This window comes from Chondrinema litorale, assembly GCF_026250525.1.
Classification (GTDB): domain Bacteria; phylum Bacteroidota; class Bacteroidia; order Cytophagales; family Flammeovirgaceae; genus Chondrinema; species Chondrinema litorale.
On record NZ_CP111043.1, the window covers coordinates 158,421 to 183,301 of the forward strand.

Below are 24,881 nucleotides of genomic sequence, written 5' to 3' on the forward strand. Positions count from 1 at the left end.
AAAAAAATAGAAATAATATTTTAACTTCTAGTTGTATTATTTCCCTTTAAAAGATGGTTTTCTTTTATCTATAAATGCAGAAACACCTTCATTAAAATCTTCGGTTTTACAGCAATTGCCAAATGCATTTGCTTCAGTTTGATAGCCATCACCATCTTTATAAAATGCATTGATACATTCAATTGCCTGAGAAACAGCTAATCCGGCTTTATTAAGAATTTTATTTAGTATTTCTTCTGCTTTAATAACCACTTCTTCTTTTGGAACAACATGGTTAACCAAACCAATCTTAAGTGCATTTTCAGCAGTAATCATTTCGCCAGTTAATATAATTTCCATGGCTTTGGCTTTACCAACCAGCATTGGAAGTCTTTGCGTGCCTCCATAGCCTGGTATAATACCTAAATTTACCTCTGGTTGGCCAAATTTAGCTTCGGAACCTGCTACTCTTATGTGGCAAGCCATTGCTAACTCACAACCTCCACCTAAAGCGAATCCTTTTATAGCGGCAATTACTGGTTTGGGGCAATTTTCTATTTTAGCAAATACTTCTTGTCCGTCTTCTGCGAACTTTCTGCCATTCATGTAATTGAGTTCTTTAAACTCCGAAATATCAGCCCCGGCAACAAAAGCTTTTTCACCAGCTCCTGTTAAAATTACCCCTTTAATTTCTGTCTCGTCGTATACTTTCTGAAAAGCTTCATCGAGATCTTTAATAGTCTGCTGGCTTAAAGCATTTAATTTATCTTCACGATTAATGGTTATGGTTAAAATACCACCGCTAAGATCTAACTTTAAAGTTTCGAAACTCATATTTATCTTTATTTACTAATTTCTATGTCCAATATTAAATAGAAAGACATCTACTAATAACTATTTAAAAAATTAATTATATGATAAAATCATATATTCAATAATTAGTAATAATTCTTTCTATTTTGCGCAAAAGTAAGCATCTTAATTAAATTCTTTAGAACTAAAGAGATTTTCAGAGCTTATAACTTACTCCAATTTAAATTGTATTTATAAAAACTTCTATTTTTCAGAGAAAATCTTAATACCTTTACATAATAAAACAGAATTTGTTGAATAAATAAGAAGAAAACATGATGGAAGATATTCAGTCTATCAAAAGTTGGGATGTAATTAGGGATGTTCCATTCGCCATTGCCGGACCTTGCAGTGCAGAAACCGAAGAACAATTATATACCACATGCAAAGGAATTAAAGAGCACGATATCACTATGTTACGTGCTGGTATATGGAAGCCAAGAACAAGACCTGGTTCATTTGAGGGTGTTGGAGAAGTTGGTTTACAATGGATGGAAAAAGTAAAAACAGAGCTTAATATGCCTGCTGCTGTTGAAGTAGCAAATGCAAAGCATGTTGAACTTGCACTTAAATACAATATGGATGTATTGTGGATTGGTGCTAGAAGTACTGTAAACCCATTTACTGTTCAAGAGATTGCTGATGCATTACAAGGAGTTGATATTCCTATAATCATCAAAAACCCTATTAACCCAGACCTTGCGCTTTGGAAAGGTGCCATCGAAAGAATTTACATGGCAGGTATCAGACAAATTGCAGCTTTACACAGAGGTTTTTCTTCTTTTGAAAAAACAAAATATCGTAACGTACCTATGTGGCAAATTGCAATTGCTTTAAAAAGCGATATGCCTAATTTACCTTTATTGTGCGACCCAAGCCATATTGGTGGTACAAGAGACCTTATTTTGCCTATCTCTCAGAAAGCTATCGATTTAAATTACGATGGTTTAATGATAGAAACTCACTGTGATCCTGACAACGCATGGAGTGACGCAAAACAACAAGTAACTCCTGAAAGGCTAGGAGAAATTCTTGATGCTATCAAAATCAGAAAAACTACTTCTGAAAATCAGGAATTTAACAGTATACTTGAAACAATGCGTAGCCAAATTGACCACGTTGATAGAGAAATTCTTGAAAACATGGCTGCAAGAAAAGTTCTTGTTGACAAACTGGGTGAGTACAAAAAAGATAACAATGTTACTGTTTTTCAGTCTGACAGATGGTTGCAAGTATTTAAAACACGTGCAGACTGGGGTTCTCAACTTAACCTTGACAAAGACTTTGTAGGCAAATTGTTCAAATTAATACACGATGAGTCTATCAGACTTCAGAGCAAGGTAATGAACGATAAAAAAGAAAAAGTTTCTAAATAATTTTTTAAGTTAATATACTAACATAAAGTACTGCATATAAGCAGTACTTTTTTATTCTTATTAAATGAATATGAAAGCTGTTGAAGTTGCTCCTAATGTCTTGGTTTACAAATCATTAGATCATTCAGTTTTTGATTTTCTAAAAAATTACAGCAAGGTATGCTTGCTGGCCGATGAAAACACAAAGAAACATTGTTACCCATTAATTAAAGACTATTTACCGGCTAACCACACTGTTTTTCAGATTGAATCAGGAGAAGAAAACAAAAATCTTAAAACCTGTGAGTTGATATGGCAATTTCTAACCGACCAAAGTGTCGATAGAAAATCTATATTAATAAATCTTGGTGGTGGTGTAATTGGAGATATGGGAGGTTTTTGTGCTGCAACCTTTAAAAGAGGTATCGACTTTGTACAAATGCCCACTACCCTACTATCTCAAGTTGATGCCAGTGTTGGTGGTAAATTAGGAATTGATTTCAAGGGTTTTAAAAATCACATTGGCGTTTTTAAAATGCCCCGTAAAGTGATCGTTTATCCTAATTTTTTAAAAACACTCTCAGATAGAGAACTGGTATCTGGCTATGCTGAAGTAGTTAAACATGCTTTAATTAAAGATAAAGATCACTGGAAGCAGTTAAAGAAAATTGAAGATCTAAATCAGATTGAATGGGATGTAGTAATTCCTCATTCTATTGAAATTAAAGCAGATGTTGTTGAAGAAGATCCATTTGAATACGGAGTTAGAAAAATATTGAACTTCGGTCATACAATTGGACATGCTATTGAAAGCCATTTTTTAGAAACAAGTAATCATAAACTGTTGCATGGAGAAGCCATTGCAGTAGGCATGATATGCGAAAGTTATCTCTCCTTAAAAAAGGATTTGATAGATGAAAATGTTCTTAATAACATCAATAGTCATTTTAATTCAATATTCCCTATAGTAAGTTTTACAGATGAAGATATTGAACAAATTTTACCATTAGTAATTCAAGATAAGAAAAACTCGCATGGTAAAATAAATCTCAGTATTCTTAAAGGTGCAGGTACTGCAATTTACGATCAGGAATTCTCCCTAGAAGAAATAAAAGAAAGCATAAATTATTACAGAGAAAACATTCCTGCTTTGAACAAAAATTGATAGTTTTTTTTTAAATCTGCTAAAAACATAACATCCTGATTTCTAACTAATAGAATCAGGATTTTTTTTTAATCATAATATAATTGCTCATAAGGAGCATCATAACAATTATTCACAAAATTTAAGTATCACGTTTTTAACAAAAGATACAATCCTACCTTTTTGTATACAAATTTTCATTTCTTGACGTAAAGTAAGGGAAAACCATTCCTTAAAATAACGAATATAATACCGGCAGTTTCAAACATCTGGTTAAACCTGCTTATTACTAACAGTTCAGAAATAATTGCAGTCTGATAAGCTGCTTTATGTTCAGTATAAAAATATCTTCGATGAAAGCTATTGCCACTACTAAAAATCTATTTATCAAATTAATTTTATCTTTTACGATTCTCAGCAATTTTACTATTCAACTACATGCAACTGAAATTAATAAAACTAAAGACAAAGCTCCCTTTGATTTAGAGTGGTGGAAAGGACTCGATAACGAGTGGAAAAAAATATTTTACACAACACTAGATTTAAGTGATACAGCAGATATCACTCCCCATCTCGAAGAGATTTCAAAGTTAACTTCTTTGAACTGCATGAAAAGCAGAATAACTACTCTTGAGCCACTTTTAAAACTCGATAGTTTAACAAAGCTCAACCTAATGGGTAGTTCAATTGAAGATATAAGTGCTTTGGCTCAACTTAAAAATCTAGAAAAAGTAAATTGCACTTACTCAAAAGTTCCAAAAGAAAATTTAGAAGAGTTTAGAAAAGCGAATCCGACTGTAACAGTTTATCCAGTTTTATATAAAGATTGGTGGGATACACTTGACGAGCCTTGGAAAAATGTATTTAGAGTTTCTGCTAGAATAAAAGACGAACCTAGTTTAATAGATTTAAACAGAATCTATGATATGGGCAGATTAATATGTACAGGTAATGGCATAAATGAATTTGAATTGACCCATATTACACCTCTAAAAGACCTCAAAAATCTTAGAATTTTATATATCACTAATTCTAATGTAGAGAGTTTAGAGCCGATTAAAGAGCTTACTAGTTTAAAAGTATTACATTGTGCTAGTTCTAAAATTACCAGCTTAGAACCCATTAAAAACCTCACAGAGCTAGAAGAGCTCGATTGCTCATACACTTTTATTGAAAGTTTAGAGCCAATTAGCCAGATGAGCGAAATGAAAAGGCTTACTCTATACGAAACAAAGATAAAATCGCTAGAGCCAATTAAAGGTTTTAATCAACTTTTAGAGCTATATATTTCTGATACTCAAATAGATGATATTAGTGTCGTTAAGAACTTTACAGAATTAAAAAGGCTACATTGTGGAAATACCAAGATCAGTTCACTTGAGGCTTTAAAAAATCACAACGAGTTGATTGAATTAAAGGCTTATGGAACAGAAATTAATGATTTATCGCCAATTAGTTCTTCAAAAATGATGAATACATTAAGTGTTTCATCTACAAAAATTAACTCGTTAAAAGATATAGTTGAGCTGGATCGCATTAAAGATTTAAATATTGCTTCAACTGAAATTTCAGATATAAATGGAATTGCCAATATGAAACTTTTAGAAGCAATTGATTTATCTGATACTAAAGTAGCAGACTTAAGCCCCATACAGGAAAAATTTAGACTTAAATCTATTTGGTTTGCTTATACACAAGTTGCTTCTTTAAAAGAGTTTGAAAAGCTAAGAAAGCTTGAATATATAGATTGTACAGATACAAAGGTAGATAAACAAGATATAGAAGAATTTAGGAAAAGAAATCCTAATTGCGAGATCAATTAAATAATTGTAAGTTTAAATTGGACAAATTACCCTGAAATGTTTTAAAACTTTCGGGGTATTTTTTTAGCTCACGGAGTTCTTTTTTTAGATAATCTGATAAAACCACTTTGGGAGAGATTTTTATTCCTTTGCATTCAATGTGATTAAAAACAATCTTACCATCTACTCCTGCTACTCTTGATATTTCAAAGTCGCTATTCGGAAACTCATCAGTTTCGTAGAAATCTCTACCGCTCACAAATAACAATAGGTCGTCTTCTACTTGAAAAATAAATGCTGGGTCATCTAAAGATTTATTTTCAAAAGCTGCATAATCGTCAAAATAACACTTATATACTTTAGCACTATTATTCTTAAGCGCTTGCATGTATTCATCTATAGTAGAATCAAAAAACTTTTTATTATTGAAATAACCCCATATAACAGAAAAGCCATAAAAAATAATTAATGCAATTGCTATCATTACCAGTTTTAACTGGTCTTCTGTACCTAGAAGGAAAAAAATAGCAAAGCCAGAAACGACTAGTAAAACGCTGGATGCAATCGTAAAAATAAAATGAAAGCGTTTTTTCTTTTCAACTCTTTCGAGTTCAAGATATATGCTTTCTTTTTCGATTTCAGAAAGTGGTCTTTGTAAAACTTGAAGCATAAGATGAAAAAATAGCTTAAAAAAAAAGCCCTTATGGGCCTTTTTTAATCCTCTGTATTAGTATTCTTTAGTTTTTCTTTAAGTTTATCCAGGTCGCTCATACCTCCTCCCGTAGGTGCAGCATTCGAAGAAGAGGGATTATCTTGCTTTGGATTAGATTCACTAGAACCTTCATTCAAATTAGCAGAAGCCATTTTAGATTTTAATTTGGCTAAAGCATCGGAGTTAGTATGTGCCGATGGCCCTAATGCCTTGTCAATTTCATCGTCTATGGAGGTATTCATGTTATCTGCGATATCTCCATAAGACTCTGCCAAAGCCTCTTGCTCAGAAACTTTCTCTCTCATTCTCTCTAATCTAGCAAGTGTGTCAGACGAATCTATTCTGGCTATTTGCTTATTTAATTTACTTGTAGCTTCACTAACTCTCGATCTAGCTTTAAGCGTTTTAAGTTCATTCTCCCACCCAACAATCTGATCTTTTAATTGCTGAACATTCGTTTCCATTTTTCTCACCATTGGCTCATACTGTGTCACATTCTTTTTGTGTGCCACTACTTGCTGAGCCATTTGCTCTTTACGCTCAAGCGCCTGAGATGCTAATCTATCAGCTTCAGAAGCTGATATTTCGCCAGTTTCTGCCTTCTTTAATAATAAGATAGCTTTGTTTTCATACTCGGCTTCTCTTCTAGTAGAAACTTCTAATTCTTTTTTTGCTCTAATGTGCATTGCCTTCACTTCGGCTAAGCTTTGAAGGCTCTTATTTAAATCTTTTTTTAAATCTCTTATGCCCTGCTCCGTCATTTTAACCGGATCTTCCAATTTGTTCATTGCGGCGTTAGCTTCTGCAGAAGCAATTCCAAATAATCTTTTTAACCAACCAAACATATTATATTATGAATATTTATTTCTGAATTTATAAAAAACTGCGAGACTGATGAATATTAAGTTAGGCAGTTCTAAAATTAAAATATAAAAATTTTGACAGCAATTTATTTCTCATATTTGTTTTTAAAGTAAACATATGCCTCATTTAATTTTTGAGAAACTTCTTTTGCCATTTCGAATTTTTCTTTGTCATTATGATACAAATCGGGATGATAGACTTTCATTAATTTTCTGTATGATTTCTTAATTGTTGGATAATCAGAACCAAAAGGTACTTCTAAAACAGTATAATATTCTTGTTCTTTTGTTTGAGAACTTGTGTTGGTATTAGAATTTGTTTCCTGATACTGATAATTGCTTTCTTGCTCTGCCTGATGTGTTTCAGTATTACCAGTTGTATTATACTGTTTTTTTAAATTCTCCAGTATTTCATCAATTTCGAGGTCTCCAACACTTTTGAAATTAGTAAAGCGATTTACTTTATCACTTAATTCTGCTTTTAAAATATCTTTAATTCGATCTAACATTTTCTAATAATTAATACAGGAAAAAACTAACGAAAGTTTAAAACTTTTGAACAGAGGTTAATATCTTATTTAAATTAACATTTGTTTCCTTCAAAATGTAAAATTGATTACAACTACATAAATAACAAGCTTTTTAAATAAAAAATACCCTACCATAAGCTTGTAAATAAAAACATACTCAATAAGTAGTTCATGAATTTATGTAATAATTTAATTATTATCTATCTAAAGTAATCAGAAAAAGTATATATAAAACAAAAAGGTATTATTCTAATACAATATAGAATAGTTTTAAGATCAATAATGATTTTAATTTTGTACTTAAGAGAATTAAACCATTAAGACTTTAACAACTATGACCACGAATATTACTAAAATATCCTTAATAGCAATCCTTTTCACTTTAGTATTCAACACGCAAACTTCTGCACAAACAGAGATTAATGATCCGCTAAACAAACCCGAACTTTGGGACAAAATTCTGCATACTCCAAAAGACATGAGACTTTGGGCTGCTTATGTTGGCAAAGACCTTAACTCTCTTAATGAGGCAGATGAAAAACAGATAGTAACTTGGTGTAGCAATCTTAAATTACCAATAGCAGATTTAAATAACATTGCTAATATGGAGGTTTGGAACGAGGTTGCAGAAGATCATCAGTATAATCATGATGCAAAAATTAAAATGGATCTTGAGTACAAAGTTTTTCATAAGTTAGTACAAGATCAAATTCTACAAGAGTCTCCAGTAATTCAAGATTTACAATCTAATATCGAAGCAAATTTTATTATCATAGAAGATATTCTTAGACTAGAGTTTGAAGAATTTGGTACCGATTTTATTGATTACTACACTACTCACCCAAATGATAATTACCCAAAAGACAAATGGTTACAAGAAAAAAACTTTGAGCTTAATGAGCTTAAAATATTAAATCTGGAACTTCTTAAGGCGCAGTTAACTTCAAAATAATTCTTAATCAGTAGCTTTTCATACATTTTGTTATTTTTGATGAAATAACAAAACTGAAACTATGAAAAACGCATATCTGATTGCCATATCGTTCCTTTTGATTGTTTTTAATATATCTTGTAACAATCAACAGAAGAATACAGGTTCAACTGCAACTTCTGAAGAAACTATTTCTAACCCTCCGGCAGATGGCTTTAATCTATCATTATCTGATGAAAAAGCCATTGAGATTGCAGATAGTGTAATGTCTGCTATGGGTGGTAGAAAAAGCTGGGATGACACAAGATTTATTAGTTGGAATTTTTTTGGAGCTAGAACATTAATTTGGGATAAATGGACTGGCTACGTAAGGGTCGAAAATGTACAAAACGACTTTAAGGTTCTGGTAAATGTAAATACACTGGAAGGCAAAGTTTTTAAGAATGGTGAGGAAGTAACTCAACCAGACTCTTTACAGAAATATTTAAACAGAGGAAAAGAAATCTGGATTAACGATTCGTATTGGCTAGTTATGCCATTTAAGTTGAAAGATAGTGGCGTTACATTGAAGTATGTAGGAGAAGAAATTGTGATGGATAAACCTTCTGATGTATTAGAGTTGACTTTTCAAGATGTAGGAGTTACTCCGCAAAATAAATACAAGGTTTATATAGATAAGGAAACAAATCTTGTAAATCAATGGGCTTATTTTAAATCTTACGAAGACGAAGAGCCAGGATTTATTCTGCCTTGGAAAAATTATAAAAAACATGGCGAAATATTACTTTCTGGAGATAGAGGACCGAGACAGTTAACCGATATAGAAGTTTTTGAAGAATTACCCGAAAGCATTTTTACATCTCTCGATGCAGTTAATTTGAGTCAATTTAAATCTTTATAAGATACATTTATAGCTCAGATAATTTAATCTGGGCTATTTTTTTATCTTTATCATTCAACTATAACTTCATAAAAGCTCTACCCAAATCGAAGAACCCAAAAGATTCTTGATAAGCTCTAAACAGATTTACATTTTGTTTTTCATAATTTTCGGCCATAGCCGTCATCATTTTAGCTTTTATATTTACATTATTTTCAAAAATCTCCAACACATTGGTAGTAGCAAGTACATATATCTCACTGGTTTCTGTAGTACAAACAGCATTATATATCCGATAAGTAGATTCTAAAAGTGCATTATCTCCAAATGACTGAGCCACCCCTATTCTAGTTAATTCTTCAAATTTATCTTCAATATCAAGATTTAAAGCTACTTCTCCACTTTTAATAATATAAATGGCCTGGCTTGGATCTTTCCTGAAAAATATCGCCTCATTTTTTTTATAGCTTCTCAAATGAAGAAATGGTACAAACTCAGCAAGTTCATTATCTTCTAACCTTTCAAAAAGAAGGTTTTTCTGCAAGAACCTGAATAACTGCTTATCACTTGCAGAATATGTCTTTTTGAGTGGGTTTAGCATATCAAAAAATTTCAATTTTATATATGATTTTTGTGTGTTCTGTAATTTTAAAACGATTATCTGGTCTATAGCCAATAATCCAGACTATATCTTCTCCTGAACATAAAACTTTTACATTCTGTTTTTCAAAAAGATTTAATTTTACATCTGTTAAAAAATCACTTATTTTTTTCTTGCCTTTCATCCCAATCGGAACAAACCAATCTCCCTCTTTCCAATTGCGGATTTTAAGTGGAAAGTTTAACTGAGAATGATCAAAACAACCAATATTACTTATTTTGGGAATCTTATAACCTGTTGTTAAAGCAATAGTATTGAAACTCAAATTTATATTTGAAAATTTAATTTTATTGTCATTTTCATTAATTTCAGTTATTTCACTAGATATCTCTTTCTTTTCTCTTAATACCAAGAATGCTCTATCTACTAACAGTTCATATTTATTACTATAAAATATTTTTCCTGTTTTGTTTTCTAAATGATCTATTATTTGTCGAGTTTGTCTGTAAACAAATCCATATTTTTTAAGATATTCATCAAGCATCAACAGTGGCGATGATGTGCTTTGTAAACTAGCTATTAATATTCTGCTTTCTTTGTCATTAATTTTTTCAATTGCGTTTTTCTCAAACTCTACATAGGCATTTTCAACTATCTTTTCAGCCTCGCTAAGCCTCTCTGTTGTGAAAATAAGTTGATTTACTAATGCTGGATTAATCTGCTCTAACACTGGTACAACCTTCCGTCTAATTAGGTTTCGTTTATACTTTTCAGACACATTTGAGCTATCTTCCCTCCATTTTATTTTATGTAATTTAGCATAGTCTAAAATGTCTTTCTTAGAGGCAAATATCATTGGTCTAATAAAGCCATTTTTATCCGTCGGCATTCCTTTTAATCCACTTAAACCAGTTCCCCTACTAAGATTGGAAAGCATTGTTTCTAACTGGTCGTTTGCGTGATGGGCTGTAGCTATACAATCAAAATCGAAATTTTTTCTAATTTCTTTAAACCAGCTATACCTTAACTCCCTAGCTGCCATTTGTGTAGATAGTTGGTTTTCATTTGCAAATTTTTCGGTTTCAAATCTCACTATATGAAAACCTACATTATATCTTTCTGCTATATTTCGTACAAACTCAGCATCTTTTTCGGAGTCTTTTCCTCTTAGCTGAAAATTACAATGTGCTAATTCAAACTTAAACCCTGCATCAAAAAAAAGTTTTGTCATTACAACAGAATCTACTCCTCCGCTTATAGTAATTAAAACTTTTGATGTTGGTTTAAATAATTTATTTACAGTTATGTGTTCTTTAAATGATTGTAAAAACATGTATTTAAGTAAGAGTTAAATTTTTCTCTTGTTAAAATTGTTAAATAAAAATCGAAAAAAAGATTTATCCATAAATTTGAAGAAAAATAAAGCCCTTTTTGTGAGATTCAATTATACTTTGTTGAAATATAAATTATTTATAGCTGTAGCTCTAATTTCAATTTTCTATCAATTTGATGCTAAAGCACAGCAGAAGTTAGGAGAAGGTAAGATTGAGTTAATTCAGTCAGAAACACTTGAGGTAAAAAATGGTTTGAGGTACATTTTGCCTGGCCCTAACTCTCAAGTAATTTTTGTTCGTGATAGTACTTATATGTATTGTGACTTGGCAATTCAAAACCCAAAAAACAAAAATGTTGAAGCATTTGGTAATATTCTTATTAAAGAGAAAAAAGGTGCGATCTTAAAAGGTGACACATTGTACTATAATAATAGCTCAAACATCGCAGAAATGCACGGAAATGTTGTTTTGGTAGATAGTACAACTACACTCTATTCTAATGAGCTTTTTTACAATCTTAGCACACGAAATGCTTTCTATTATAGTGGAGGAAAAGTAATAGACAATGGAAGTATTTTAACTAGTAAAAAAGGGAATTACTTTGCCGCTTCACAAGCAATCACTTTTAAAGGAGATGTTGTTTTAGAGGATACAGTAAAGAATCAAGATTTATATACTGATACGCTCACCTACTTTACACCAACAAAAGATGCCTTTTTCCATACTGAAACAAAAATTGTTACTGAAGATGGTAATCTTATTGCCGATCGTGGGAGCTATAATACCACTACAGGTGTAACAAACTTTGAGGGTAAAGTAAATTTAGACTCTGAAGATTACACACTTCTTGGTGATAGAATGTATAGTGACCGAAACAAAGATTTAAATATAGTAAAAGGGAATGTTTATCTATTAAGTAAACAAGAAAATGCAATCGCTTTAGGAGATGATTTAATTTATAGAGAAAATTATGGCAACTCGAAAATATCTGCTAGAGATGGCAAATATGCTGTAATGAAAAGGCCTTTTGGCGATTCTGACTCACTTTTCCTAGCAGCAGATACACTTCTTACAATTAATGATACGATCAATAATATAAGACAACTTCATGCCTATTATGATGTAAAACTCTTCTCAAATCAGTTACTTGGTAAATGCGATTCTTTAATTTACGATTACAATGATTCAACCATAACCATGTTTAGAGATCCTATATTATGGAAAGATCAACAACAAATTAAAGCAGATTTAATAGAAGCTTACATTGCTAATAATGAAATTGACTCTATTGTTTTAACTGATAACTCATTTGTTATCCAGCAAGATACACTCGGAAATTATAATCAGATTAAAGGACGAGATATGGTTGCTAGATTTATAAATAGCGATATTAGAAGATTAAACGTGAATGGCAACTGTCAAACTATCTATTTCGCATTAGAAGCAGATACACTTACAATGGGTATGAATAAAATAGATTGTAGTGCTATGGTGATGTATTTTGCAGACTCTAGTAAACTTGAAAAAATGTCTTTTAAGAAGACTGTTGATGCCATGTTTATCCCTCCACACGAAGTAGAAGAGCCAGAAACAAGACTTAAAGGATTTAAACTCAGATTTAATGAGAAGCCTGATAAAGCAATTTTTGTTACAAGAAAAAAGATAGCTATCGACATTACTGAAGAAGATGAGGAAGAACTTCCCAAAAGTTTACCTCCAAAAATCCAAACTAATGCACCTATAGATTTAGAAAAAAAGTTTATTCCTAGAAATAAAAATTAGTTAATTGATCTCTAATACAAAGAGGTTGAAATCATAAATAATTCCAACCTCTTTGTATTTATCTAAAATATAATAATACTAATTTGACATTACAGCTTCATTTTCTACTTCTTGTAGTTGTAATTCTTTAGAAATAGTTTGCTTCAGCTGACTATTTTCAATTCTAGCTAACACAATTTTTCGTTTATTTTCAAATGAGTTTTTATATACCCAAAAGTGCAAAGAAACACTTGAAGTCAAGCCCAAAACAAAAACTATATAAAACACAGACGTATCACTAAATGACTTTAAAGCAAATGCTAATAAAATAAATAACACATTTGAAGCTAATAATATTAGTGTAGCTCTTGCATGATTAAATCCAGCTTGAATTAATAAGTGATGTAAATGATTTTTATCGGGATCAAATGGTGATCTTCCATTTATTATTCTAATAGTAAAAACCCTGAAAGTATCAAAGAAAGGTATTATTAAAACAGCTAAGGCAAATGTAATTGGATTAATAAATACAATTTCTGATGTTGATATTTCTAAATGAGAGCTTTCTACAAATCGGATCAAAGAAGCAGTAATTAGAAATCCTAAAAACAAAGATCCAGTATCTCCCATGAATATTTTTGATGGTTGCCAATTAAATTTTATAAAAGCAAGAATAGTCCCTACGACACCAAACAATAATAGACCATGAAAAACAAATCCTTGATTATATAATAAGTAACCGAGAACACCGCAAGCTACTAAGCCAACAGAGGCAGCGAGCCCATCTATACCATCAATTAAATTAAAAGCATTAGATAAAGCAATAACAGCAAAAATGGTTAATCCATATGAGGAAAAAGTATCAATTTGATTAATCCCAATTATTCCATTTAAATTGGTGATTCTTATTCCTGCACCAAATAATAAAAAAGCGATTGCAGGAACGAAAAATAATAATTTATATCTTGCTCTTAAATTGTAGAGATCATCGTAAAAGCCAACAAGTAATATTGAAAATAAAGCTGCTACAAGAAATACATCGCTAGAATTCAACAACTCCCAATCGACATATACTAATACAGGAACCAAGGCTAATAAAAAAAATAAAATCCCACCCATTGAAGGTTTTGGGGCTTTGTGCATTTTTCGAGCATCTGGAACATCGACTGCTGCTAGCTTATATATGAGAAGGCGTATTAAAGATGGATATAATAATAGCGCAATTATAAATGAGGTAGTAATAATTAAAATACTATTTGTCATAGTTAAAGGAAGTATTTTGTATAATTTCTTCCCTTATGAAACATCTAAATAGTAGAGGTTATTATCTAAAATATAGTTTAATTAACAAGAAAAAACTGAATAATATGTAGATGGCATTGAATTATTCTAATACATCATTCAGCTTTACTTTCCTTTACCTTGTACCATTACTTTTAAGGTAAGTATAACTAACTTCATGTCAAATGCTACTGAAATATTGTTCAAATAAAGGATGTCGTACCTTAATCTCTTTACCATTTGTTCAACATTTTCAGCATAACCATACATAATTTGCCCTATTGAAGTGATTCCAGGTTTAACTGAGTGTAGCTTTTTATAGTGAGGTGCTAATTTTACAATCTGATTAATAAAATGCTGTCTTTCTGGTCTTGGCCCTACAACAGACATGTCTCCTATCAATACATTATAAAACTGGGGAATCTCATCAAGTCTTGTTTTTCGCATAAACCTTCCCCATGGAGTAATTCTAGGATCTTCATCACTTGACAGTTTAGGACCTGTACACTCTGCATCTGTGTACATACTCCTAAATTTGTATATTTTAAAAGGCTTTCCCCAGCGACCTACTCTTTCTTGTGAGTAAAACATTGGTCCCTCAGAAGTAAGCTTTGTAATTATTCCTACTATAAAATAAACTGGGAAACCTAAAAATAATACACTAAGTGAGAAAAATATATCGAAACTTCTTTTTACAATACGAGATTTAACATCTTCAATAGATGCTTTATTGATATTTAATACTGGTATATAATCTAAATATTCAAGATCAACACCCTTTGAGATAAAACCTCTAAAGTCAGAGATTAATTTGATTTTAACTTTACTTTCTTCACCATATGTTATTATACTCTGTACAAATTCAGGATGGAGTTGAGGTAAACAGCAATATATTTCATGAATTTCATTTCTATCAGAATAATCAGTAATATAATTTGAGTATTTTTTATTTTTATCATCCGAAATATCATCAATATTATACACTTTATAACCTAACTCAGGATGTTTCCCAAAAAACACCATTAATTCCTCTGCAAGTTGTCCTTGACCTATAATAAGTATATTTCTTCCATTATATCCTTTAAGCCTATAATATTTTAAAAACGAAACAAATAAAACCTTCCAGATTAAGAGAAATATAGTTAGGAAAACATAAGTAAGAATCAATTGCTCCCTTGAATAAAAATATGTTTGAAAAATTACCCAAAATGAAGAGAGTATTAACCCATGTAGGATTACGACTACTATAGAAGACGCAAAAACCCCAGAAATTAGATTAGACTCAATCCTTGTTTTATTATATGGCTTAGTAACATATAGTAACAACAACCATATAATATTGAAGAATGCTAGCAATCTTAAATAATCTGAATTACTAGCTAAGTAAGGATCACCTATATCAAACTTTATATTATAGGCTATTAAAAAAGACAGATTAAGTAAAAAAGTATCTAGAAGTATATGAATATATCTTATATACTTTGAATATCTAGTAAATCTTTCTGACACAACAAAAAACTTTATATACTGAGAGCAAAAACAAGTATTTCTTGTTAGTAAATGTTAATCGCAAACTTATATTTGATATAACAAGTAAAATTTATTTCTACTTAAAAAATATTACATCAGTAAGTTTTGATTCTTTTTACCTCATTTCATATTTAATCAGAACTATAACGAAAGGTGGGACAAAATTGCTGCAAATTTAATAGACTTTTTGGGATTTTTTTTCAAAGGAAATTAAATATTTATTTATTGATATTAAAATATAAATAGATATAACAATTAATAATCCGATAAAAGATCCTAACAGTACATTCTTTTTTAGATGATTAATTTTATTTCCTTTAACACTTTTAACTCCATTTATCACTGTAATTTTTTCTAATAAATTCAAATTTTTCTCTATCCTCTGTAAATGCATGAAAAAATCTAAGTCACTTTCATATATTTCTAAAGGGTTTCTTAATATATCTTCATCATTTTTCAAAGAAATTTCAAGTGAAGATGAATTTTTTGAATTATTTTCTGATAATAATTTTCTGTTAATACCCTTCTTTAAGGTATCTAAACTTGACAATTCTGATAAAATTTTTTCTTTTGAATTTATTAATATATTTTTTTCCACATTATAGTTTTTATTTAATGTAGAGTTTGTATTAAGATAATTTATTATCCAATTCTCAATATTAGAAATTATTACATTATTCTCATTTAACTCCAATTCAATTATAAAAAGTGTTGCATTCATTTCTTCTGCAGTTCTCAATGAATCTACTTTTTCTATGTCCCCATATTTTTCAAAAATATTATAATGACTATAATAAGATTCAGCAGATATTTCTTTAATTGATTGTACATTATTTATTGGAGCATCAAAAATATCTGATACTACTTGGTAATTTTTCTCTTTGAAATAATCATTCAGCTTATTTATTTCATAGATAAAATCGTAACCTTTTAAAAATTTTGACTCTACAGTTAAACTTGTTTGATAAACTGGAGGAACAGCATTAGAAAGTAAAAGACCTATTATTCCACCTAAAATTACACCTATTAATAAATAGACTTTCTTTCTAATTATGAACTTTCTACAGATAATAAGAAAGATGATAATTATCTCAAAAATACCTTTAAAAAAACTTGCTACAGCCCGATATAAAAACTTTAACAATGAAGTGATATCTACTTCATCTTGATATTTATTCTCCATTTATAACAATTATTATTTATTTTTAGACAAACCTTTCCTCTACTTTTTGAACTATAAATTCTTTCAATTCAACCTTGAACCTTTCTTTATCAAAAGATTTTGCATGTTTATGAATATCATTAGAATTAAATTCATTGCTTTTTTTTTCAAAGCTAATCACTGAATCAATAATCGCCTCTGGTTTTTGCAAATAAAATGGTATGCCTGTTACATTTTCAATTACAGTTTCCTTTGCACCACCTTTTGAAAAATAAATTACAGGAGTTCCACATGCTTGCGCTTCGACTGGCATAATTCCAAAATCTTCGTCTGCTGCAAAAATAAAAGCTTTAGCTTTTTCCATTCTTTCTTTTAAAACACTAAATTCTTGGTATCCTAATAGATCTATATTATCTTTTGCAATCCTTTTAATTTTATTAAACTCTGGTCCATCTCCAATTACAACTAATTTCTTTTCTGGCATTCTATTAAATGCTTCTACAATAACATCTATTTTTTTATAAGATACCATTCTTGAAGCTGTAAGATAATATTCAGATTTATATGTATTAAGTTCAAAATCAGAAGTATTTACTGGAGGATAAATAACAACTGAATCTCGCTTATAAACTTTATATATTCTTTGAGCAATGTATGAAGAATTAGCAATAAAATAATCCACCCTATTAATAGTAGATAAATCCCAAATTCTTATATAATGCAAAATTATTTTGGCTAAAATTCCTTTTAGGTTGTTAGTTAAACCTGCATCTTTTAAATAGGAATGGTATAAATCCCAAGCGTATCTAATCGGAGAATGACAATAACATATATGTATTTGGTTAGAATTTGTAATTACACCTTTTGCAACAGCATGACTATTGGAAATCACTATATCATATTTAGAAACATCTAACTGTTCAATTGCAAAAGGCATCAAAGGTAAATAATTCCTATACCTCTTTTTAGCAAAAGGTAATTTTTGGATAAAGCTAGTTGTTACTTTTTTGCTTTTTACAAAATATTTTAAATTCTCAGGAAGAAATTCAACTACAGCAAATAAATCGGAATTGGGAAAAACATTTAAAATTTCCTCTAAAACTTTTTCCGAACCAGAATGATCAACTAACCATTCATGCACAATAGCTATTTTATAGTTCAACATAATTATGATCAATGAACATTTTCATTGAATTGAAATATATTTTTTAATATGAGATTGGTAAATATTATTGATGAAAAATGAATAAAATAGACTAAAAAATATCACACCTTTTTGAATACTTAGAATATTCTCAGTCAATGAAAATATTGCACATAGCAGAATAAATACCAAAAACAATGAATTTTTATACTTGATAGCTAAATATATTGAAGAAAATATTATCAATATGTAAATCAAAAATCCAAAAATCCCGAAACTTAACCAAGAATGAAAATATTGATTATGAGTATTATAGTCTTTGATTTTAAAAGCTTCAGTTTTAAATTTACTTAAGCAGGTATTCAGATTATTTTGTAATTCTCCCCCAAAACCAAATAACCAATTACTTTCAAGTAATTCAATACAACAACTATAAATAGCGACCCTTATATTCGTAGAATTATGATGCTTACCTTTAGGCGGTGTTAAACTTGTTTTAAACGATTCTTCAAAACGTGAATAAATAGAAGGAGTAAAATAGGTTAATAATAAAAAAAAAGCTAATGATAAAATCCCAACGATAATAGCATTTTTCTTTTTCTTTATTTTCATAAAAATGTAAATAGGTGAAATAATAACCAATGCTATTAAAGCTATTCTAACTGCGATTAATATAGTGAAAAAAATCAGAATTAATGAGATAAAAGAAAGCAATATACCAAACTTAAAATCACTCTTATTCTTAAAATAATTCATTGCATATTCTACTGCAATAAAACTCCCAAATACAAAACTCAAACCTAAATACGTAGGATGAGTTGACATAATATTTGAAATTTCTTCTCTATATATATTTTTGAAGCTATCGACCTCACTGAAGTTCACCCATCCATTGAGATTTGTAATATGTATCGATCCAATAATGCATATCAATAAACAACTTATTGAAAAACATATTAAAGATATTTTCTTTTTATTCTCATCAATACTGAATCCTGCTAGCAAGAAAAATAGTGGGAAGACCAATAAAAATATTCTTTTTTCAAGTTGAAATAATGAACCAGATAAATTATCAGAAAAAAATGGGCTTATTAAGTATCCTAACAAATATATTGGTAATAATGAAAATGTAATAACTGCAGACTTTTCAATTTTAGGATTATTAATTATAAAAATTAAAAATGATAGTATACTCCAAATTATAACAAGAAAACTATTTACTCTTACAAAAAATAGTGGAAATCCAAATATAGCATAAGTTGAAATTGATTGAATTAAGTTGAGTTTCTTATTATTTTTCATTCATTATATCTTTATTGATAATATCTGCTAATAATAATGCTGATTTTTTCCAACTAAAGTTTTTGGCATTTTCAATGCCTTTATTTCTTAATTTATTCCTTAATTCAGTATCATTGATTAATAATTCTATTTTTTCTTTAATATCATTTGGGTCTTTTGGATTACAGTATAAAACAGAATCTTTCATCACCTCTGGAAGCGAAGATACATTAGAACAAATTACTGGTAGGCCACAATTTTGAGCTTCTATTGGTGGTATTCCAAAACCTTCATAAAATGAGGGAAACACAAAAAATAATGCATTAAAATATAATTCTTTCAGTTCTTTATCTGAAACCCTACCAACAAATTTAACCCTATCTTTTTTATTATAATCAATTTTATAAGTCTCATTTTCATAGATTTTATTTGATATATCTCCAACTAAAATTAACTCCAAAACATTATCATCAATTTTATTAAAAGCTTCTATTAATCCTTTAAAGTTTTTTTGAGGCTTAATAGATGAAACAGATAAAATATATTTATTCGTATTGATATTATTCTTTTCAATTGTTTTTAATTTCTCAAAAAATCTTGAAACTCCATTATATATTACCGATACTTTTTCAGTAGAAACATCATAAAAACCGCATATTTCATTTTTTGAAAACTCACTTACAGTTGCTATATATTTTGCTCTTCTTAAAATTATTGGTATGGCTATTCTATAATAAGCTCTAAAAAATATAGAATAATTTTTTGGATATCTAACAAAGCTAATATCATGAATAACAGCAATCTGTCTTGATAATAATATTGGAGCAGTATTACCAAAATTAATTAAAAATGCATTGTTTTTCTTAATCCATATTGGTAATTCAATTTGCTCCCATATCACACCACTAAAACACCCTACTTCTATAATATTGCAATTAAACTCTGAGTTAGCCTCATCCAATCTTGATGAGGCTTTAGGCATTAAAATCCTAATATCTGAATATATTTTAAGTAACTCTTTGGTTAATTCTATAGCAAACCTTTGTACACCTGTTAATGGTTGACTTAAAAATCTACCATTGATAGCAACTTTCATTTAAATTTTTAAGATTAATTTTTTTTCTGTTTCTAAAAGCAGCTGATTATAAGCCATACCTAAAAACAACCAAATTGATAAATAAAAAATTTCTGGAACTGATATCATTAATGTTATATACATTACAATTAATGAAAACTTTAGCCCCCAATTTCTCTCCGATCTTTTTAACTTAAAAATGGGATAGAAAAACACAAATGTCAAAAAAAGAAAACCTAAATACCCATTATTAACTAAAATACAGGAAAAATAATTTGTAGCCCTAATGTAACCAAACCCTATTCCGAATAATTGATTCCATATGGGCATATTTATAAAATATTTTAGATGAATTAAGAAATGATCAAAGCGCTGAGTCCCAGAACTATTTTGTAAAGTAATTTTTTCAACTAATGAAATCTCTATAAACTCGACTAGGTATGGAAAAAAAATAATTGTCGATATTATTAATAATAATATTCCGTAAAAATTATATTTATTTGAGATCCCCTTATAATATAATCGACAGACAAAATAAATAAATATTCCAATTACAAATGTGGTTGAAAAGGTTAAAAATAAGGTAACTATTACAAGGATAGAAAACTTAATTTTTTTTATATGAAAAAAATAAATACCTACTGGTAGTAAACTAAAAACATACATTGATGGCTCATTAGTTAAACTTTTAAAACGGAGTAAATGATAACCAAAAATATTCATCCCTTGTGCTGAGCTACCTTTATTTATACCATTCACTACAACAGGTAAATCGCCAAAATATCTGTTTGAAATAAAATCTCCACTTTTACCATTACTAAATAAGTAATAGATGAACTCATAACATCCATAAAAAATCATTAACAAAACACCAAGAAGAATGTACTTATCATGCTTGGTTGCATCATAAAAAAATAGCACAAATAAGAAAAAAAGTATACATGCGATAAAATATATACTTTGCGTAAACAAGCTTTTTTTCAAAATAATATTAGAATCTTCACTTATAAAAACAACATCAATTGGCTCAGGAAGAAGATTTAATAAAAAAGATAGAAAGAGTAATATCTGTGATGCAAAACTATATAATATAAAAAACAAGAAAATTAACACAAACAATAAAAAGTATTGAGATACTTGTTTTTTAGAGAGCAAAAAAACTATAGGAAATGATAAAAAAGCAAAAATATATCCTGGTATACTTCCTTTTATAAAAGGAAACATAATATATGATGTAATAAAAATAAATATAAGCCAAATGCTTAAATAATTTTTTAAATGCCTATTTTCGTATAAGTACAATTTATTCTATTTAAATATCTCCCTTGTAAAAAATTATTTTTCACCTTCAGACCATATCTTTTTCCCAGTCTTAAAATATTTATAATAATTAGCAAGATTATTTGATAAAGACTTTCCAAATATTACTCTCACTTTCTCATATATCCTAAGTCTCAACTTCCAAAAAAATAATTCTTTAGAGAAATTATTAATATTATTAACTTTCCTAGCCAAACTAGTTTCTTTAGCAGCCTCCAATCTCGAATTTAAACTATTACTTACTCCACCTATTCTCATACCTACAACTGTAACATTATCTACAAACATAGCATCACGATCAGTCTTTTTAAGTTCCCTTAGAATAAATTCATAATCTCCTGCTAATTTAAAAGAAGAATTAAAATAACCATATTCTTTAAACAAGCCTATGTGATGAAATGTACCACAATGCATAAAAGTCATGTAGTTTTTGATTTTTGGCTTACATATACTCCAAGGTTTGCCCTCTATACTTAGAATATTCAGATTCTTTTCAGAAACTATATTTACCTTTCCATATAATAATCGAATTTTTCTTTCTTTAGCATCCAATAATTCTTGGTATAGTTCATCCAAAACATTCTTATTCCACAAGAAATCATCAGATCCAATAAAACAAATCCATTCACCGCTAGCTTTTTTTAGTCCTTTATTCCATGCATCATAAATTCCCTCATCGCTTTCAGATATCCAATAATGTAAATTTTTATCGTAAGTTTTGATAATTTCTACAGAACCATCTGTAGATCCACCATCTATCACAATAACTTCAACTTCAGGATAAGTTTGTTTAATACAGCTTTCTAAACATTGATTCAAATAGGAAGCACTATTATAAACCGCAATAATTATCGATATCTTTGGCTTACTAGAATTCATCATATATAGAAAAGCATTTATTTATAGTAGTAATAAGATTTTTAATTTGACGATTTATATTATAATGGAATTGCATCCTTAAAAAATTTACTAGTGTTCAAAACACTTTAATACTTATGAGCACTTATCATTAATATTAATAATAAGTGCTTTTTGAAATATTAGAATCAATTATTTGCCAAATTGAATTCACATATCGTTCTTTTGAAAATCTTTTGCTAGACAATAGTGCTTCTTCACAGTAAGATTTATAAATATTTTGGGATTTAACCATTTCTAACATTAGGGAATGCAACTCTTGATCATCTTCAAATTTATGATACAACAACCCATTAATACCATTATTGATCAATTCAATTGTACCACCACTAGAAAACCCAATCACAGGTATTCCCCTAGACATTGCCTCAATAGTTACTCTTCCCATACCTTCAAATTGAGAACACATCAGTAAGACATGAGTATTTATATATACACTCTCTACATCAGTAATATACCCTGTAAACTTTACTTTTTCTTTTAAACCATTCAATAAAACATAATTTTCTAAATCATGTAAATATTTATCATCACCATCTCCAACAATAAATAAATTCGAGTTTTGAAAATTATCGTTAAATCTCTTAAAAGCTTTTAGTGCTACATGTTGCCCTTTAGTAGACATTATTTTACCTATTATAGAGAAATTAATCTCTTTTAAATTCTTTTCTATTAAAGGAGATTGCTCTTTTTGACCTACGATCCCATTATAGATTACATCTATAGGTGCATTTATCCCTTTAAGTACTTCATCTTTTATAGCGTTGGAAATTGCTACTATATGAGATGCATTTTCATAAAAAAACTTTATGATTTTTTTAGGTAAAAAATGTTTTAACTTATAATCTAACCAACCGAATTCTCTTATATGCCATATATGAGGCTTCTTAAGTAAATAAGCCAAAAAGGCTCCTAAACCAAAGACAGAAGAGTTTGAATATATTATATCTATCTTTTTTTTATTAGCAAAGTTTAAAATGTAGGGAAACTTCAAAACATCTAAGAATATTTTACCTGGTAGTTTATATTTCTTCTTTTCCCATATCATCCATGGGAAAAAATGAATACATTTAACATCAATATCATTCTTAATCAGTAAATCCCTAAAATCCCCTTTTTCTGCTAATAGTACAATTGGAATTACTCCTTTTTTTTTTAAGCCTATTATTAAATCAAACAAGGACCTATTGGCACCATAGAGTGAACCATAATGAGAAATAAATAAGATTTTCACTAGATTTATTTTGAAGTTTTAAATCGAAGTTTAGCTCAAAATCAAACTTGAAACTTCTTGCCACATCAAATCATTTTTATCTTTTATCACACTATTTGCGTTTCTAATAACATTTCTTAAACTCAAATTTTCATCAAATTGAATTAAATCTTGTAAAGATCTTAGCATCTCTAATTCATTTGGCTTATCATATACATAATCTTCCATCCTATAGTCTTCAAATAACATTTTATATTTATGTGACCATCCTATGCCTAAACAAGGTACGTTACTAGAGAAAGCTGAGGCAATTGAATGAAACCTAGAACCAACTAAAAACAATGATCCCGCAATTAAATGTTTAATCTCTATTGGATCATCTATTTGTATCAAACTACAATATTCAGCAGAAATTAATTCTAATAATTTTTTTGCTAAAACCATATCTCCACTAGTAGAATCATGTACTAATATTTTGATTTGTATATTTTCTTTAACTAAAACATCAGCCATCTTCTTTAATAATGGAATATAATTTTCTTTCCATGAAGCATCACCTTTATCAAGCATTCGTTCATTGGGGACTATACAACAATATTTAGGATCAATATTAGTCTGTATATCTTCATTATTCATCGTCAATGTGATGTCAGGTGCCAATTTCACTTTGTTAGATTTAGTATCTGAAAGTTTATCTAGATACATTTTAGAAACCTTATCTCTCGCATAAATTAAATCGGCACTTTTAACTACTTTTAGCATTTCATATTTTATTCCTTGCTTTTCAAAAGAACCAAAAGCTTGAGGAAGAGTTATATATTTAATTTGATGTTTTTTAGCTTTCTTTAATAAATAGTTAAGGTTTTCAATAGGACTAATACCCCAAAGGTCACCATAAGCAAAACCCGCAATATCAATTATTACATCTATTTCAGAGAATTTTATATCGCCTTTTGTAAAAGACTTTAAGTGATTAATTAAAAAACCAAACTCAAAATATATTTTAAATTTTTTTTTACTATAACCAACATGAACAATTGGCCTTTTTAATAGCTTTACATCGTCAGCTAAAAGAGGCTCTGGAAGTGGAAGATAATTACTAAACACAATAGTAACTCCATTTAATCTTTTCCTAATTTCTTTCATTACTGTCATTACCATAAGGTATGCACCTTTATTATGAAATTGTCCTCCTATAATTAAAATATTCATA

General features: G+C 29.1%; 22 protein-coding genes. 6 read left to right on the forward strand and 16 right to left on the reverse strand.

Features of this window, described 5'->3' with window-relative positions:
- Positions 1-36: 36 nt before the first annotated feature.
- Positions 37-813 (reverse strand): enoyl-CoA hydratase/isomerase family protein, encoded by a 777-nt coding sequence (locus OQ292_RS00735; RefSeq protein WP_284684129.1) that lies wholly within the window; start codon positions 811-813, stop codon positions 37-39.
- Positions 814-1,106: 293 nt separating this feature from the next.
- Here OQ292_RS00735 and OQ292_RS00740 point away from each other — a divergent pair, with 293 nt between their 5' ends.
- From OQ292_RS00740 to OQ292_RS00750, 3 genes are all read left to right on the forward strand, one after another.
- Entirely contained in the window at positions 1,107-2,207 is a 1,101-nt protein-coding gene (locus OQ292_RS00740) for a bifunctional 3-deoxy-7-phosphoheptulonate synthase/chorismate mutase type II (RefSeq protein ID WP_284684130.1), read from the forward strand.
- Positions 2,208-2,277: 70 nt separating this feature from the next.
- Positions 2,278-3,351, forward strand: a complete 1,074-nt coding sequence (gene aroB, locus OQ292_RS00745; protein ID WP_284684131.1) for a 3-dehydroquinate synthase — start codon at positions 2,278-2,280, stop codon at positions 3,349-3,351.
- 332 nt (positions 3,352-3,683) lie between these two features.
- Entirely contained in the window at positions 3,684-5,153 is a 1,470-nt protein-coding gene (locus OQ292_RS00750) for a leucine-rich repeat domain-containing protein (RefSeq protein ID WP_284684132.1), read from the forward strand.
- On the opposite strand, the gene OQ292_RS00755 is transcribed toward OQ292_RS00750, so the two are convergent.
- The 3 genes from OQ292_RS00755 to OQ292_RS00765 form a co-directional block, all read right to left on the reverse strand.
- Positions 5,146-5,802, reverse strand: a complete 657-nt coding sequence (locus tag OQ292_RS00755; RefSeq protein ID WP_284684133.1) for a hypothetical protein — start codon at positions 5,800-5,802, stop codon at positions 5,146-5,148. The genes OQ292_RS00750 and OQ292_RS00755 overlap by 8 nt on opposite strands.
- Positions 5,803-5,846: 44 nt before the next feature.
- Positions 5,847-6,689, reverse strand: a complete 843-nt coding sequence (locus OQ292_RS00760; RefSeq protein WP_284684134.1) for a PspA/IM30 family protein — start codon at positions 6,687-6,689, stop codon at positions 5,847-5,849.
- 104 nt (positions 6,690-6,793) lie between these two features.
- Positions 6,794-7,216, reverse strand: a complete 423-nt coding sequence (locus OQ292_RS00765) for a J domain-containing protein (protein ID WP_284684135.1) — start codon at positions 7,214-7,216, stop codon at positions 6,794-6,796.
- A 355-nt stretch (positions 7,217-7,571) separates the two neighbouring features.
- Here OQ292_RS00765 and OQ292_RS00770 point away from each other — a divergent pair, with 355 nt between their 5' ends.
- A complete protein-coding gene (locus OQ292_RS00770; RefSeq protein ID WP_284684136.1) occupies positions 7,572-8,189 on the forward strand; it encodes a hypothetical protein in 618 nt (205 codons plus the stop codon).
- Between the two features lie 61 nt (positions 8,190-8,250).
- The gene (locus OQ292_RS00775) at positions 8,251-9,069 is read left to right on the forward strand and encodes a DUF6503 family protein (RefSeq protein WP_284684137.1); all 819 of its coding nucleotides are present in this window, start codon (positions 8,251-8,253) and stop codon (positions 9,067-9,069) included.
- Positions 9,070-9,127: 58 nt separating this feature from the next.
- Here OQ292_RS00775 and OQ292_RS00780 read toward each other — a convergent pair whose 3' ends face one another.
- Positions 9,128-9,649 (reverse strand): cyclic nucleotide-binding domain-containing protein, encoded by a 522-nt coding sequence (locus OQ292_RS00780; protein WP_284684138.1) that lies wholly within the window; start codon positions 9,647-9,649, stop codon positions 9,128-9,130.
- A 1-nt stretch (position 9,650) separates the two neighbouring features.
- Positions 9,651-10,982, reverse strand: coding sequence for a tRNA lysidine(34) synthetase TilS (tilS, locus tag OQ292_RS00785; RefSeq protein WP_284684139.1), 1,332 nt, complete (start codon positions 10,980-10,982; stop codon positions 9,651-9,653).
- A gap of 121 nt (positions 10,983-11,103) precedes the next feature.
- Between tilS and OQ292_RS00790 the strand changes: the two genes are divergently transcribed.
- Positions 11,104-12,765: an OstA-like protein gene (locus OQ292_RS00790; protein ID WP_284684140.1), complete on the forward strand. Its 1,662-nt coding sequence runs from the start codon at positions 11,104-11,106 to the stop codon at positions 12,763-12,765.
- Between the two features lie 78 nt (positions 12,766-12,843).
- Here the strand turns inward: OQ292_RS00790 and OQ292_RS00795 are convergent, their stop codons facing one another.
- The 10 genes from OQ292_RS00795 to OQ292_RS00840 form a co-directional block, all read right to left on the reverse strand.
- Complete coding sequence (locus tag OQ292_RS00795) at positions 12,844-14,007, reverse strand: glycosyltransferase family 4 protein (protein WP_284684141.1); 1,164 nt, start codon at positions 14,005-14,007, stop codon at positions 12,844-12,846.
- 144 nt (positions 14,008-14,151) lie between these two features.
- Positions 14,152-15,534 (reverse strand): sugar transferase, encoded by a 1,383-nt coding sequence (locus tag OQ292_RS00800; protein WP_284684142.1) that lies wholly within the window; start codon positions 15,532-15,534, stop codon positions 14,152-14,154.
- Positions 15,535-15,730: 196 nt separating this feature from the next.
- Entirely contained in the window at positions 15,731-16,738 is a 1,008-nt protein-coding gene (locus tag OQ292_RS00805) for a hypothetical protein (protein WP_284684143.1), read from the reverse strand.
- Between the two features lie 22 nt (positions 16,739-16,760).
- Positions 16,761-17,882 (reverse strand): glycosyltransferase family 4 protein, encoded by a 1,122-nt coding sequence (locus OQ292_RS00810; RefSeq protein ID WP_284684144.1) that lies wholly within the window; start codon positions 17,880-17,882, stop codon positions 16,761-16,763.
- 21 nt (positions 17,883-17,903) lie between these two features.
- Positions 17,904-19,163, reverse strand: coding sequence for an O-antigen ligase family protein (locus tag OQ292_RS00815; protein ID WP_284684145.1), 1,260 nt, complete (start codon positions 19,161-19,163; stop codon positions 17,904-17,906).
- Complete coding sequence (locus tag OQ292_RS00820) at positions 19,153-20,238, reverse strand: glycosyltransferase family 4 protein (RefSeq protein ID WP_284684146.1); 1,086 nt, start codon at positions 20,236-20,238, stop codon at positions 19,153-19,155. The genes OQ292_RS00815 and OQ292_RS00820 overlap by 11 nt, the downstream gene beginning before the upstream one ends.
- On the reverse strand, positions 20,239-21,441 hold the full coding sequence (locus tag OQ292_RS00825; RefSeq protein ID WP_284684147.1) for a hypothetical protein: 1,203 nt from the start codon (positions 21,439-21,441) through the stop codon (positions 20,239-20,241). It lies immediately after the preceding gene.
- 111 nt (positions 21,442-21,552) lie between these two features.
- On the reverse strand, positions 21,553-22,419 hold the full coding sequence (locus OQ292_RS00830) for a glycosyltransferase family 2 protein (protein ID WP_284684148.1): 867 nt from the start codon (positions 22,417-22,419) through the stop codon (positions 21,553-21,555).
- 133 nt (positions 22,420-22,552) lie between these two features.
- Positions 22,553-23,689 carry a glycosyltransferase gene (locus OQ292_RS00835; protein ID WP_284684149.1) on the reverse strand — a complete coding sequence of 379 codons (1,137 nt, stop codon included), beginning with the start codon at positions 23,687-23,689 and terminating at the stop codon, positions 22,553-22,555.
- 30 nt (positions 23,690-23,719) lie between these two features.
- A complete protein-coding gene (locus OQ292_RS00840; RefSeq protein WP_284684150.1) occupies positions 23,720-24,880 on the reverse strand; it encodes a polysaccharide pyruvyl transferase family protein in 1,161 nt (386 codons plus the stop codon).
- Between the last annotated feature and the right edge of the window lies 1 nt (position 24,881).